The sequence below is a fragment of the Collimonas sp. genome (assembly GCF_035566375.1).
In the GTDB taxonomy this organism is placed as follows: Bacteria; Pseudomonadota; Gammaproteobacteria; order Burkholderiales; family Burkholderiaceae_D; genus Collimonas.
Genome location: NZ_DATMRK010000012.1, coordinates 183,899 through 197,382 on the forward strand (window position 1 = coordinate 183,899; position 13,484 = coordinate 197,382).

Sequence of the window (13,484 nt, forward strand, 5' to 3'; positions counted from 1 at the left end):
ACAACATTAAATGTAAAAAAACGTTAATCTTTTCTCATCGAGATACTCGTCACCTACTCTAGTGATAGAGTCGCTAGGCGTCACGTTTCCAGTTTGCAAGATTGTCGTTTGATAACGGTGTTTTTTACTGTTGACACCTGACAATTTTGACAGTTACACAACAATGCTCGATCGTGTAGGGTGCGTATCACTTTAAAAAGTGTATTCCGTTCCCTCAGTCTTCTCTCCATTTAACAGCAGCGTTTCCACTGTTAATCATATTTTTCTTATTTCATTAAGGGCATCACTATGGCAATTGACGTTTATCTGCAAATCGACGGCATTAAGGGCGAATCTACAGACAGCGCTCACAAGGATTGGATCGAGTGCAAATCGGTCCAATGGGAAGTGCTGCAGCCGAAGTCGGCTACTGCATCCACCGGAGGCGGCCACACTGCCGAGCGTTGTGAGCACAAGGACATTGTGATTACCAAGATTGCGGATTTGGCGACACCACTGTTGCTGCAAAACTGCTCATCAGGCAAGACCATTCCTAAGGCGACGTTTGAGTTTTTACGCGCTGATGGTAAGGGTGACCGCATCACATATTTCACAATCGAACTGACCAACCTGCTGATCTCCGATGTGACGCCATCGGTGACAGAAGGCAGTGTCATGACCGAAAGCGTGAGCCTGAAATACTCCCAGGTCAAATGGAAATACGTACAACAGAAAATCGGTGGTGGCTCAGGCGGCAATACCTCTGGCGGATGGGATTTGTCGACCAACAAGGTCGTGTAACTCGCTGCGCCGATAAGAAGAGCCGTGGCGTTTCGACGCTGCGGTTCTTTTTAGCAATGATCATTTTGACTGTACGCTACCGTCCTGCGCCATCACTGCGATCTATCAACTGCTCCCCCGCATTATTTGTTAAACTTACATGGTTTTGCTATGTGGCAATGTCGTGTGTAAAGGATCTGCATGGCTGACGCCATTAAAACGCTGCGAAGCTTGGCCCAGAATCGCCAGCACAACCGAATTTTGCGCCTCTCGTTTGCGAATAATGACGCCCCGAAAGCTGAGCTGTTAGTCAATCGCCTGGATGCCAGCGAAGCCCTGAGCCGCGATTTTTCCTACACCGTTGAGCTATTGAGCGATGACGCAAACATCCCTCTGAAATCGATGATGGGGAAATTGCTTTGCGTAGAACTGGTACGGGGGGACGGCAGCACCCGTTTCTTCACCGGCTACGTCGAGAGTTTCCGCTTCAAGCGTACCGACGGCAGCTTCGCCTTTTACGAGGCGCATCTGGTGCCGTGGCTGACGTATCTGAAATCGCGCAAAGACAATTACATTTTTCATCAGTTGTCTCTGCAGGATTTAAGCGCCCACGTGTTTGCCGATTATGGCGCGTATGCCGCATGGGATTGCAAGCTGAATCATGCTGACGCAGTCGTTACCGAAATATTTCAGTTCGACGAAAGCGACAGTAACTTTGTCCATCGCCACTGGGAAAATCTAGGCTGGCATTATCACTTTGAGCATACAGCTAAAGGCCACACCTTAAAGCTGTCGGATGACTCTACCTATGCCGAACCAATAGACGGCAAGGCCGAAATTCCATTTCAGCGCCACGCCGGCGCAATCGAGGAAGACGCTATTTCCGACTGGTCGCCGGTGCGACAGTTTTCCATATCGACGGTTGCCGTCAGAAGTTTTGACTTCAAGAACCCGCGTCCACAAGAAGCCAGCGTCCCTACGCTCAACAAGCAGGGGGCGGTACCGGCAGTGGAGTCCTACGAATATGCGGGCGCTTATGGTTTCGCCAACGGCCAGGATGGCGATCGCCTCAGTCGCGTGAGAATGGAAGAACAGGAAGCCATTGCAAAAACTTTCGATGGCGCCGGCAACAACCGTTACGCGCAACCCGGGCGGACTTTCCGGCTGACTGGGCACTTTTCCGAAGACTGGTCGCCACACAACGATAAACAGAGCGGAGAACAGGATCATGAATTCCTGATCATCAGCGTCGAGCACAGCGCTACCAATAACTACCTGCAAAACGCCGATGCCGCGCCAGCCTATTCGAACCGGCTGACATGCATCCGCAAGAAAATTCCCTGGTGCCCGGGGCGCGGCTACAACAGCGAAGAAACTCGCATCTATGGTTTGCAGACGGCCACCGTAGTTGGCCCTTCAGGCGAGAATCTGCACGTCGACAATTTTGGCCGCGTGAAAGTCCAGTTCCACTGGGACCGCGTCGGCAAGAACGACCAGGACAGTTCCGCCTGGATCCGGGTTGCCAGCGGCTGGGCCGGCGCCGATCAGGGCTTCGTCGCCATTCCGCGCATCGGTCAGCTAGTGATCGTGCAATGGCTGGATGGCAATTGCGATCGGCCCATCATCACCGGCTCTGTGGCCAGCCAGAACAACATGCCATCGTGGGCCTTGCCTACGCAAAGTGCGCTGTCCGGCATCCGTAGCCGGGAATTGACACCCAATGGCGGCAATACACCGGGCGGCAGAAGCGGGCACCTGATTTTCGACGACTCCAATGCGAAAATACAAACGCAGCTCCGCAGCGATCATCTGGACAGCCAAATTTCCTTAGGCAGCATCACTCGCATTGAAAACAATGCCGGCCGCCAGGACGCGCGCGGAAACGGGTTTGAGCTGAGAACTGACGGCCATGGCGTAGTGAGATCTGCCGAAGGATTACTGCTCACCACTGAAGCAAGACCGAAGGCGGCCGCCCACATCACCGACATGGGCGAGACCGTGTCGCGCCTGACCCAGGCCCGCAGCACGCAGGAAAGCCTGGCTAACCTGGCGCAAGAACACCAGGCGCAAGACAAAGGTGCGGACCAGAGCGACGTCGCCAAGGCCATCAAATCGCAGAATGATGCGATCAAGGGCAGTGGCGGCGCAGATAAATTCCCCGAGCTGTCAGAACCGCACCTGGTGCTGGCAAGTCCGAGCGGCATCGAAGCCACTTCGGGCGCCTCCACCCATATCGCCAGCGCGGAACATACAGCGCTGACGGCGGGCAGTCACGTGTCCGTGGCGGCGGGAAAATCGTTCTTCGTCAGCGTCGCCGAAAAAGTCTCCATCCTCGCTTACAAGCTCGGTATCAAGCTCATCGCTGCCAGCGGCAAGGTACAGATCCAGGCGCAAAACGACAGCATGGAATTGCTGGCGCAGAAGGTGGTCGATATCATCAGTACGCAGGACTGGATCAATCTCAAGGCGAAAAAAGGCATACGCCTGAACGGCGGCGGCAGCGAATTCGTGATCAGCGACGGCATCACCGGATTTACCAGCGGTGCGCACGAGGTCCATGCCGCCAACCACCAGACCATGGGCCCGCAAAGCAAACCTGCGCAATTCCCCGGCTCCAAGCTATGCCCTTCGCAAACGGCGGGCGCAGCACAGTCTGGCGCTGCTTCCGTGCCGCTGGCTTGATCGATCAATCTGCTTACGAAATGCGCTAATGCAAAGTATCTCTCCCCCAGGCGAAGTCATCCGCAACGGCTATCTGCTGATCGATGCATCCAATATCGACGATGAAACGTTTGCAGAACCGTTGCCGATGCTGCGCTGCACGCCGGGATTGCTGTCAAACGCGGACGACCTCATGCCTCGATTGATCGATGTGGCGTCACTCTCACCAGAGCAGCAGGATGACGTGACTTTGGCATTACTGCGTGAGACCACCGGTAACAGGCCACCCGTCATCTGTGCGTGGCTGGACAGCTCCACAGATATCGATGCACTGGCACGTCATGTTGCTCGCTTTCTCGTTGGCCCTGACTCTGAAGGTGATTTCGTCTTCTGGCGTTACTACGACCCACGTGTATTTTCACTAGCGATGACATTGTTTTCACCGGTACAAAAAGAAGCTTTGTTAGGACCGATTACCAGCTGGAGATTCCCATGGTGCGAACACTGGTGGAGCGTATCTGGACCTGGACGCGAAATCGATCCGCTGGGCGGATGCAAATCAGCCTGGCCAACCGGAAAGCAATGGAACAGTCTCAATCATAGTCGACTTGTAGCGCACGTCCTTTTGCAAATGCAAATAGTGTCAAACAAACAGAGTGCCATGCTTCCCTCAGAGTGTCTGCGTTGCCAGAGGGGGATTGATATTGCTCTGATAAACGGTGAACAGCATTTGAAGCTGACGGATGCCGATGAATTGGCCGAATACGCACTGTACAGCGTGCGCTACGGCGATGCCTTCCTGCGTCATCCAAAACTCGACACAGCATGGACTGACCTTGTGCATGGAAAAATCTCCTGGTCGGATCTCCAAGCCCTCCTTGATTCCGACGATCACAGGGTGCTGAACCAACAATCTCAGTGGACCCAACTACCAACCGGAGCAGCTTAATGCTTAAATGTGATTTTTGTGACCGAAAAGGTTTGTTGATCTACCCGGTCCGTTATGCAGTCGCTTGCCCCGCCGGCGCCTCCGGTGTGCCAGCCTTATCTGGTAATTTCAAGATAGAAGGCGCACCGCAAGATATAGGGACGGCTAAATATACGTTGCGCGCCGTGCGGGCTGGCTACCTGTACACCTATGACGAGAAACGTAAGCGCTTGAAAGCTTATATGGTGACGGCATCGGGATATCTTTGGAACTTCCCTATTGAACACCTCCCGCCGAAGCCAGAAATGGTGCCATTCTCATGCGTCGACACCGGTGAAGTTGTACGCGCTAAATGTGTCGATATTGTCCATTCACCCGGCGACTTGGCAACTAACTTATGGATCGGCTGGACAAGCGTTGTATGGACTCCTGCTCTAATTAAAAATGCAGAGGATCCCAACTGGCGCAAAACCCACATGCAATGTGTCAACGTGCCAGCGATGCTAGAAGAAAAGGCCGCGCATGCAGCAGAATTCAAAGCGAATTACAGTAAAGTTGCGCACTTCGGCATAAATTCCGACGCTATGCGCAAAGCTTTTGCGTATAGCAATACGCCGACCATTGCGGAAGCTCGACAACATAAATTAGGGCCAAAGATGGCCGACATCATGGGGACACAGGAGCCCCATAAAAAAGGCTTTATCGTCGCAGTCAATGATCCAGTCGGCATTACCAACGATCTAAGCGAATTGACTTTACCTGGCCTTGACTCCGGATTCGACGAGAAAATGTATCAAGCAAAAATGGTGGCTGATTTGCTAGAGGGGACGGAGCAAAGTGTGCGCACGAAAGCTCGGAACAGCATTATCGACGACGATAGAACGGCAGATGCCTATACCGCCGAAGGTACGGCGTACTCAGATATGTTCACCGCTTTGTTCACCAAGGGAGGCTCGCGCCGCGTCGAAGAAAAACATAAGCGTGAAGAGGAACTCCGCCAGCAGAAATTACCTGGCCGTCAAAAGGAAGCCGAGGATAAGGCTTGGGAAGAATTAACGACCGAGAACGGTAAAGCGCTCCTTGACGAGAATCAGTGGAAAAAGACATTTCCGGCACAATACGACGCCGCCATTGAAGTTTTCAAACCTACTTTAGATAAATTGATCAAAGCGCATGTCGATTGGCTCAAAAGTGATCAATTAGGAAAGTGGATGGACGGTGTGCATGACAAAAACGATATATGCAGTGGTTATGCTTACAGTGAGTCAGTTGCTCAATGTATTGGAAAGGGCGTCTCAACCGATCTATGCAAAGACCAGCTTTTGTTCTGGCTTAATAGTCCGAAGTTATCAGATATTCGCAACTTGTATAGCAGAGGATTGTTATTTAACCAGAACGACATCATTGCGGCAACAGAACCACACCTCAAAGGTAGCGATTTCCAATTTGAAAATGTCCTCAATTTATACAAGCGAGCGTTGGAGCGGTTAGACCCAAAATACACTTTAAAGTTAATTGACCGATTGGCGCTAGCTACAGGAAATGTCGTCATCAGAGCAATTAATCGAAGTACTTATACAGTCGCGCGGCAATTGGCCTTGGTACACCTCAGTATGCTCGGCGGTGTCACTATCAAAGCCAGTAATATGAGCGCAAGTGATCTTGCAAAATGGGCGATTGAACAAGCCAAAACTCAGCACATTGATCTTGATACCAATAGAACGCAAACTAGGGCCGACGCATACAAGGAAGCAAAGAGCAACGTTAAAAAACTCCCCACTGATGACAAGCTACTAGCCTATGAATTGGACATTGCGAAACTCGAGCAGGAGGGGCGAATTGCATCCGGGAGCATCAAATCTATAAAATTACCTGGTATCGATGCGACCCAAAAATGGCTCGGCTCTTCCGCGCCACGGGAATTCCATCTTGGCGTTGTAACCGCGTTGATCCAGCTAGTAGCATTGGGATTTGCGACCCAAGACTGGGCCAACAATGACCAATTCAATGCCACGGAGACTCGAACCAAAGCAGCTCTAGCCGTGGTCAGCTTGGGTGCAACGATCGTCGACACCGTTGGTTCGACAGTCGAAAAATCGGCGACACATCCTCTCGCCGTGTTTCTGCGTCAGCAGTGGGCGGTAGACGTTGAAAATGCGGCAAAATATGCCAAGGCCGCCCGTTGTATCGGAGCTGCAGCAGGGATGGCTCTCGGACTCTTTGATATCTTGAAGAACGCACCGGATGCGTTTTCTGACGGGAATAAAACGCTGGGATGGCTATATAGACTTAATGGTGTCTTAGGTGTTGGCATCGCCCTTGTCGCATGGCTTGCCATTGGATCACTTTTCTGGCCTTTGTTAATATTATCAGTAATAGTCGGCATAGTGATTGCACTAGTCAGCAGTGGGCTCCTCAAAACATGGATTTCGCGCTGCCACTTCGGCAAAAGTGAACACTACCACGACTTTGATGCTGAGTTAAAAGCTTATAACCATGCTGTAGGAGCTTAAGCTATGGACGAACGCGTATTTCTGTATAAGGTAGGTCAACCAATCCCAGAGTGGGATCTGCAGCATCGACTTCCGATAAACAAACCGGTCGGACCAGAGTGTAAGGACACCGGTACCATCTTCCAGATCAATTCGACCTACATGGATGTGACGGATCAGCCGCATGGAAGCCGGCAATGGCAAGCGGGAGGGGTCCTCATTGCAGTGGTTGGTGTTGTCATGGGATTTTGGATGGAGTATGAAACAAGATTCATATTCCCAGATGCGGGAGATCTACTTGGTGATTTATTTTGTCTAGGAGTGATTTTAATTTTCGGTTACGCAGCGTTTAGATTCGGTCGCGACGAATTTTTTGCGCTCAAACGTCGCCCCATTCGTTTCAATAGGGAACAGAAAAAAATATTCGCAATACGGCGGCGTCGCTTTTTTGCAAAACAAGGAGAAGGCGATGTCACCTGGGACGTGCCTTGGAACGAAAAATCCATCTTCTGTATCCATAAAGGATCTGGCAACAACCAAAATTGCTATCATATTCGGTGCTATGACGTCGACGACAATGGTAACGTAGTACGCGCGTTTTCTATTGGACGAGAATGGGTGGGAAGCGCCAATCTGGAGGGGGTATTATCTCAATGGAATTATTGGTGCTGGTATATGAACCAAGGCCCTGCTGACCTTCCCAAACCACCACTATTTTTTAGCGAAAATGAAAGTGTGCGTGAGAGTTTTTTGTTTTGCATGTACGATTTTGGCACTCGAGCCAGTCCAGTGTTTCGCATGATTATGATGCCGTTCATCCTGCTGATGACGAGCTTTCGATTATTGGCACTCTGGACTTGCCGCGCTCCAGTTTGGCCTAATGCAGTGAAAACCGTCAGCAATATCGCTGCCGATGATGCGTTCAATCAACCACGTGGCACCACTCCGGTAGGCTGGGGTGAAACCGCTCTGGCACAGCAACGTCACGACTATCCTTTCGACCCGAAAAAGGAAATTAGTAGCTGGATTGGTGAACAGGATGGTGCCGCCAATGCGTCGTTATGGGCAAAAGACATACCACCGAAAATTTGAGTGGCAATGAAAATTTCACATGGATGAACGCGTATTTCGATACCAAGCAGGCCTTCCAATTCCCGAATGGGATATGTGGCATCGATTGCCTATTGATAAATTAGTTGGGCCGGAGTGTAAAGATACTGCCACCACCTTTCGGATCAATTCGACTTACATGGACGTAACGGATCAACCGTATAGAGATCGGCAATGGCAGGCAGGGGGAGTACTTACCGCGTGCCTGGGCGTCGCAGCACCTTTATGGCTCGTGGGATACATGCTTCGGCATCCTCCAGAAAAAATGGTTGCTGGATTGATTTTTCCTTGTTTGGTTCTTTTTTTGGGAATCATCGCTTTTGGCTACGTCGCCTTCAAATTCGGCCGTGACGAATTTTTCGCGCTCAAGCGCCGCCCGATCCGTTTCAACCGAGAACAGCAAAAGATCTATACGATACGGCGGCGGCGCTTCTTTGCAAAGCCAGGCGAAGGCGACATTACCTGGGAAGTCCCGTGGAATGAAAAATCCATCTTTTGCATACACAAAGGATCAAGCAATAACAGTAATTGCTATCACATTCGCCATTATTCGGTCGATGACAAGGGCAATGTGGTAAGTGCCTTTGCCATAGGCCGGGAATGGCAAGGTCGCGCTAATCTGCAAGGACTGCTGTCCCAATGGAACTACTGGTGCTGGTATATGAAGCAGGGGCCGGCAGATCTGCCTAAGCCTGCATTGTTTTTTAGCGAGCATGAAAGTATCCGCGAAAGCTTTTTGTTTTGCATGTACGACTTCGGCATGCGCGCCAGTGCGACCTATCGCATCATCATGATGCCGTTTATTTTATTGTTGACGAGTCATCGCCTGATGGCGCTCTGGACCTGTCGCGAACCCACCTGGCCAAAATCGGTAGAACAAGTCAGCAACGTCGCAATTGATGATGCTTACAACCAACCGCGTGGCGACACGCCAGTTGGCTGGGCAGAAACTGCTCTGGCACAGGAGCGGCACGACTATCCCTACGACCCGAAAATGGAAATGGACAACTGGCATGGTGAAAAAGATGGCGCGGCTAATGCTTCTCTTTGGGCAGAAGACGTTCCACCTAAGATCTAAGCGAATTTGAGAGGAACCGATATGAAAGACGAACACGACCGTGGCGTAATCCGCCTAGGCGACAAGACCTCGCATGGCGGTGAAGTGATTACCGCCAGCGACAGTTTTAAAGCAATGGGAATAGCAGTAGCCCTGGAAGGCGACATGACGACTTGCCCTCAATGCAAAGGCAAGTTCGCCATCCAGCCGGCGAACAGCACTCGCATGCATCACGGCAAAGCCGTCGCCTATCACGGCGATTCGACCGCATGCGGGGCGACACTCATTTCATCTCTGTAAGCCAGGAAGTTGTGGTCGGAAATCGCAGCGTATAAAGCAGAAACCTAAAATGGCGGGTAAGCACTGCCTCCCAACGCCGTCCCCCGGCGTTCTGCTTGTCCTGGCAAGACCCTTGTAGCAGCTTGGTCACGGCATGTTCTCTCGCTGCAATCATTGTCTATATGTCATTGTTCTTCGGGTAAGCAGAATAAGAAAAATTTCCCACCTGTTAATTGCAGCAGGTTTCTCTGTGGAAATACAGGTCTACAATTGCCTGCATTGCTTCCCATCCCCGTCATTCATCGCCTGACTACACCTCTGCAACCGCAGCGGCGCAGTTGACGAACGCGCAGGCAATGCTTTGCCAATATCCGTTGGCGCTGATCGCGGTATTGAGACAGGGGCGCAGGGCAGGCTGTCGTCGCTTGAGCGGCATGGATAGATGCACAACCATTTTTTAGCTGGATAACTTAGTCTAAATAGGGGGAGCAAATGGCGAACAACCTTGGGCAGGCACCGACGCGCTGGGCACGCGACTATGTATTCGACATCTTGAGCGAACTCGGCATTCACTATATTTTCGGTGTGCCGGGAACCAATGAAATTCCAATTATCGATGGCACCTCCTATCCGGAAAATAAGGTGGAGTACATTGAGTGCCTGCATGAAAACATCGCACTCGGTGCAGCAATGGGATCTGCGCGCATGACCGGTTTACCGGGGGTGCTGGTGGTGCACGTCACACCGGGTATTGCACACAGCATCGGCAATTTATTCAATGCTTCGCGCTCGCAGGTGCCGCTGGTGATTTTATGCTGCCAACAGCAAAATGAACTGGTTACCCAGGAACCGCTGCTGGCATCCAATCTGGTTGATTTAGCCAGGCAATACACCAAATGGGCGCATGAAGTACGCGCCGCGGAAGAACTTCCGCTGGTACTGCAACGGGCCTTTAAAGAGGCGATGGCGGCTCCGAACGGCCCGGTGTTCGTATCGATTCCGTGGGAGTTCACCATGCGCGAAATCGGCGCCAATGACAAGATCAAAGGCGTAACGCGTATTTCGCCGCATTTCACCGGCGCACCGGAGTCGATTACCCAGGTTGCCAATGCGCTCAAAGAAGCAAGAAATCCCATCATCATCGCCGGCGATGCGGTCGGCTATGCCAACGCCTGGCCGGAACTGCAGCAAATGGCGGAATTGATCGGCGCGCCCGTATTACTGCAAACCTTCAGCGCCGTGGCGAATTTTCCGAATGACGATAGCCATTGGCAGGGTGAGCTGCCAGGTACCCAAGCCGGCGTGCAAAATGTATTCAAGGATCATGACGTGGCATTTCTGTGCGGCTTTAGCAACCAGGCACAGGTTACGATTTTTAAATATTCGGATGGTGCTCTGATTCCCCCGGCTGTCAGACAGCTTTACCTCAGCAATAATATTTGGGATATAGGCAAAAATTATTATGGCGAAGCGGCAGTGTTTGGCGATATCAAAGCAACGCTGCCACTCATTAATGCACAGGTAGGCAGCGCTCCGTCTGCGCCGGCCGCCGCGCGCAATGCGAAATTGGCCGTGCTCGCGGCGCAGCGGCGAGTGCAGTGGGATAAGTATTTTATTGAAGCGCTGGCGGCGCCGAATATTTTAGCGGTAGTCATTGCCCAGGCTTTGCGTGAAGAAATCAAGCAACGCAATCTGAACCGGAAATTTGTCTATGTGCACGAGGCGGTTTCCGATCCCGCACCGTTCCAGTACCTGCTGCCGTTCGGTACCGAAGGCGCCGCTCCGATCAGCTATTACTGCGTTGGCGGCGGTTCGTTGGGCTGGTCGATGCCGGCGTCGCTCGGCATTAAGTTGAGCCCGCAAGGCTGGCAACAGATCGATACCGAGTTTGTGGTGGCGGCGGTGGGCGACGGTTCGTCGCTGTTCTATCCGCAAACCTGGTGGACCGCGGCGCATCGCAACTTGGCGGTGCTGTACATCATCACCAATAATCATGAATACCATACCCTGCAAAACGGCTTGCAACAGCTGGTCGCAGCGTACGGAAACGCGCCAGGTTATGAATGGCACCCCAAAGACTACAATACCGATCCCTCTTATCTGCGCATACAAAGTCCGGTGATGGATTTTGTCGCCATTGCAAAAGCGTTGGGCGGTCTCGACGGCGAGGTGGTCCGCACTCCGGAAGACGTCAAGGCGGCCGTGCGGCGCGGCATGGATCATGTCCTGCAGCATCAGCAAGCTTATATTCTGGATATGCGCACCGCACAGAATCCGCCACCGCCGCCCAGCACGGATGACGACACCGGAAAACAAGCAAAACACGCAAGAGCGCCGGTGCAGCCCGCCTTGAATCTGTTCCATCAGAACGGACAATTGCTTGCCGCCGCAAGCCCTGGCGACAATCAGAACACCCCGGTGATTTTCTAAGCAGCGTCGGCAGCAAATGCAGCACCCTGGGTGCTGCCGGGCATCGACATGTTGCCCGGCTGGCTCCAGGGATTGGTTCTTCCACTTACTTGCATAAAAGGGGATTACGCATCATGGCAGATGAAAAAATCGATATCGCCATCGTCGGCGGCGGCGTTTCCGGCGTATATAGCGCATGGCGGCTGAAACAAGCTAACCCGAAACAAAAGATCGTGGTGTTCGAAGGCAGCGATCATATTGGCGGGCGCTTGCTGTCGGTAACGCCGCCCGGCATTCCCGATATGGTGGCGGAACTGGGCGGCATGCGGATTCTGCCCAAGGTACAACCGCTGATCAGCACCCTGATTCATGCGCTGAATAAATTGCTGCCGGATAGCGAGCAAATCACACTGTATCCGTTCCCGGTCGACGAACCGCAAAACATCGCCTATCTGCGTGGCACCTATTTGCGCCTGTCCGACTTTACTACCAATCCGGATGAGGTCCCGTACCGGCTTGGCTTCCCGAATCACGGGCAAACCGCCGGTTCCATCATGATCAATGCGATTGAGCAGATCGTGCCTGGCATTACCAGCCCGGATCTCACCGAAGATCAGCGTCGCGAAATGGCGCAGCAAGCCATCTTCTCCGGCAAACCTCTGTATCAACAGGGATTCTGGAACGTGCTGATGCGCGTAATTAACGGCGAATCGTATCAATTTTCAATGGATGCGGGCGGCTATGACTCGACTATGTGCAATTGGAACGCAGCCGACGCCATTCCCTGGTATTTGTCTGATTTCGGGGTTCAGCCAGTTTACAAGGGGTTCACCAAAGGCTTCCAGGAAGTGCCCCGCGCTCTGGCGCAATTATTCGTCGAGGCCGGCGGTGAAGTACGTTTGAACAGCAGCGTGTCGGCGCTTGAAAGTCTGGATGGTGCAGTTCAATTCCAGGTTGACGGCAAGTCGATCCGCGCCAGTTCCGTGATCCTGGCCATGCCGCGCCGCTCGCTGGATCTGCTCGCGGACAGTAGCCCGATCCTGCAGGAAGCCAGCGCTCTGATCTCTTCTGTCACGCCGCGTCCGCTGTTTAAATTATTCACCACCTATGCCAGTCCGTGGTGGCGCGCAGCCGGATATAGCAAGCCTGACGGCAGCGTGGTGCCGGTAGAGGCGGGACGCAGCGTAACCGACATCCCGGTGCGGCAAACCTACTACTGGCCCAAAAGCAATGGTGCGCCGGTCAAAATCGGCCCCGCCATGTTATTGGCCAGTTACGACGATGGCGACAATACCGGATTCTGGGACGGCTTGCGGCCGCAGCGGCATCAACCCAAGGTCAGGGGCCAGCATATTGCCAAAGTGAACGAACCGTTTGTGGCTGAAAACCGCAAACAAAATCCGGAGCTGGCCTGGGATCAGTACCAGGCGCCATACCGCATGGTTACCGAAGTGGCGCGTCAGCTGGGCACCATGCATGGCTTGAGCTACACCCCGAAGGTACAAGACGCCTGTTTCCGCGATTGGGGCGATGACCCCTTCGGCGGTGGCTGGAATAGCTGGAACATCGGCGTTAAAAGCTGGGAAGTGAAACAAAAGATCATCCAGCCGATTGGCCGGCAGCCCTTGTATATTTGCGGCGAAGCCTATTCCGATGCCCAGGGTTGGGTGGAGGGGGCGCTGCAAACTGCAGATATGATGCTGGAGAAATTCGGGCTGGAGAAATTAAAGAAGCCGTAATCCAGTCAACGATGGAACAAGGCCTGGCAATTGTTATTTGCCCCCAACTA

The 13,484-nt window shown here is 52.6% G+C and carries 9 protein-coding genes; all 9 read left to right on the forward strand.

Going from position 1 to position 13,484, the window contains the following annotated elements; genetic code table 11:
• Nucleotides 1–288: 288 nt before the first annotated feature.
• The 9 genes from VNZ60_RS03335 (at nucleotide 289) to VNZ60_RS03375 (ending at nucleotide 13,434) form a co-directional block, all read left to right on the forward strand.
• Nucleotides 289–780, forward strand: coding sequence for an Hcp family type VI secretion system effector (locus tag VNZ60_RS03335; RefSeq protein ID WP_325656993.1), 492 nt, complete (start codon nucleotides 289–291; stop codon nucleotides 778–780).
• A 180-nt stretch (nucleotides 781–960) separates the two neighbouring features.
• Nucleotides 961–3,441, forward strand: coding sequence for a type VI secretion system Vgr family protein (locus tag VNZ60_RS03340; RefSeq protein ID WP_325656994.1), 2,481 nt, complete (start codon nucleotides 961–963; stop codon nucleotides 3,439–3,441).
• A 28-nt stretch (nucleotides 3,442–3,469) separates the two neighbouring features.
• The gene (locus tag VNZ60_RS03345; protein WP_325656995.1) at nucleotides 3,470–4,369 is read left to right on the forward strand and encodes a DUF4123 domain-containing protein; all 900 of its coding nucleotides are present in this window, start codon (nucleotides 3,470–3,472) and stop codon (nucleotides 4,367–4,369) included.
• Nucleotides 4,369–6,861: a T6SS effector BTH_I2691 family protein gene (locus VNZ60_RS03350; protein WP_325656996.1), complete on the forward strand. Its 2,493-nt coding sequence runs from the start codon at nucleotides 4,369–4,371 to the stop codon at nucleotides 6,859–6,861. The genes VNZ60_RS03345 and VNZ60_RS03350 overlap by 1 nt, the downstream gene beginning before the upstream one ends.
• Before the next feature lie 3 nt (nucleotides 6,862–6,864).
• A complete protein-coding gene (locus tag VNZ60_RS03355) occupies nucleotides 6,865–7,932 on the forward strand; it encodes a DUF6708 domain-containing protein (protein ID WP_325656997.1) in 1,068 nt (355 codons plus the stop codon).
• Nucleotides 7,933–7,951: 19 nt separating this feature from the next.
• Nucleotides 7,952–9,028, forward strand: coding sequence for a DUF6708 domain-containing protein (locus VNZ60_RS03360; RefSeq protein WP_325656998.1), 1,077 nt, complete (start codon nucleotides 7,952–7,954; stop codon nucleotides 9,026–9,028).
• Between the two features lie 21 nt (nucleotides 9,029–9,049).
• Nucleotides 9,050–9,307: a PAAR domain-containing protein gene (locus tag VNZ60_RS03365; protein WP_325656999.1), complete on the forward strand. Its 258-nt coding sequence runs from the start codon at nucleotides 9,050–9,052 to the stop codon at nucleotides 9,305–9,307.
• A gap of 471 nt (nucleotides 9,308–9,778) precedes the next feature.
• Entirely contained in the window at nucleotides 9,779–11,716 is a 1,938-nt protein-coding gene (locus tag VNZ60_RS03370; RefSeq protein WP_325657000.1) for a thiamine pyrophosphate-binding protein, read from the forward strand.
• 113 nt (nucleotides 11,717–11,829) lie between these two features.
• Nucleotides 11,830–13,434, forward strand: a complete 1,605-nt coding sequence (locus tag VNZ60_RS03375) for a flavin monoamine oxidase family protein (protein ID WP_325657001.1) — start codon at nucleotides 11,830–11,832, stop codon at nucleotides 13,432–13,434.
• Nucleotides 13,435–13,484 lie beyond the last annotated feature (50 nt).

What these genes read in the sequence shown, in the direction of transcription:
- VNZ60_RS03335 (WP_325656993.1), top strand. Translation starts at nt 289, where the DNA reads ATGGCAATTGACGTTTATCTGCAAATCGACGGCATTAAGGGCGAATCT.
- VNZ60_RS03340 (WP_325656994.1), top strand. Translation starts at nt 961, where the DNA reads ATGGCTGACGCCATTAAAACGCTGCGAAGCTTGGCCCAGAATCGCCAG.
- VNZ60_RS03345 (WP_325656995.1), top strand. Translation starts at nt 3,470, where the DNA reads ATGCAAAGTATCTCTCCCCCAGGCGAAGTCATCCGCAACGGCTATCTG.
- VNZ60_RS03350 (WP_325656996.1), top strand. Translation starts at nt 4,369, where the DNA reads ATGCTTAAATGTGATTTTTGTGACCGAAAAGGTTTGTTGATCTACCCG.
- VNZ60_RS03355 (WP_325656997.1), top strand. Translation starts at nt 6,865, where the DNA reads ATGGACGAACGCGTATTTCTGTATAAGGTAGGTCAACCAATCCCAGAG.
- VNZ60_RS03360 (WP_325656998.1), top strand. Translation starts at nt 7,952, where the DNA reads ATGGATGAACGCGTATTTCGATACCAAGCAGGCCTTCCAATTCCCGAA.
- VNZ60_RS03365 (WP_325656999.1), top strand. Translation starts at nt 9,050, where the DNA reads ATGAAAGACGAACACGACCGTGGCGTAATCCGCCTAGGCGACAAGACC.
- VNZ60_RS03370 (WP_325657000.1), top strand. Translation starts at nt 9,779, where the DNA reads ATGGCGAACAACCTTGGGCAGGCACCGACGCGCTGGGCACGCGACTAT.
- VNZ60_RS03375 (WP_325657001.1), top strand. Translation starts at nt 11,830, where the DNA reads ATGGCAGATGAAAAAATCGATATCGCCATCGTCGGCGGCGGCGTTTCC.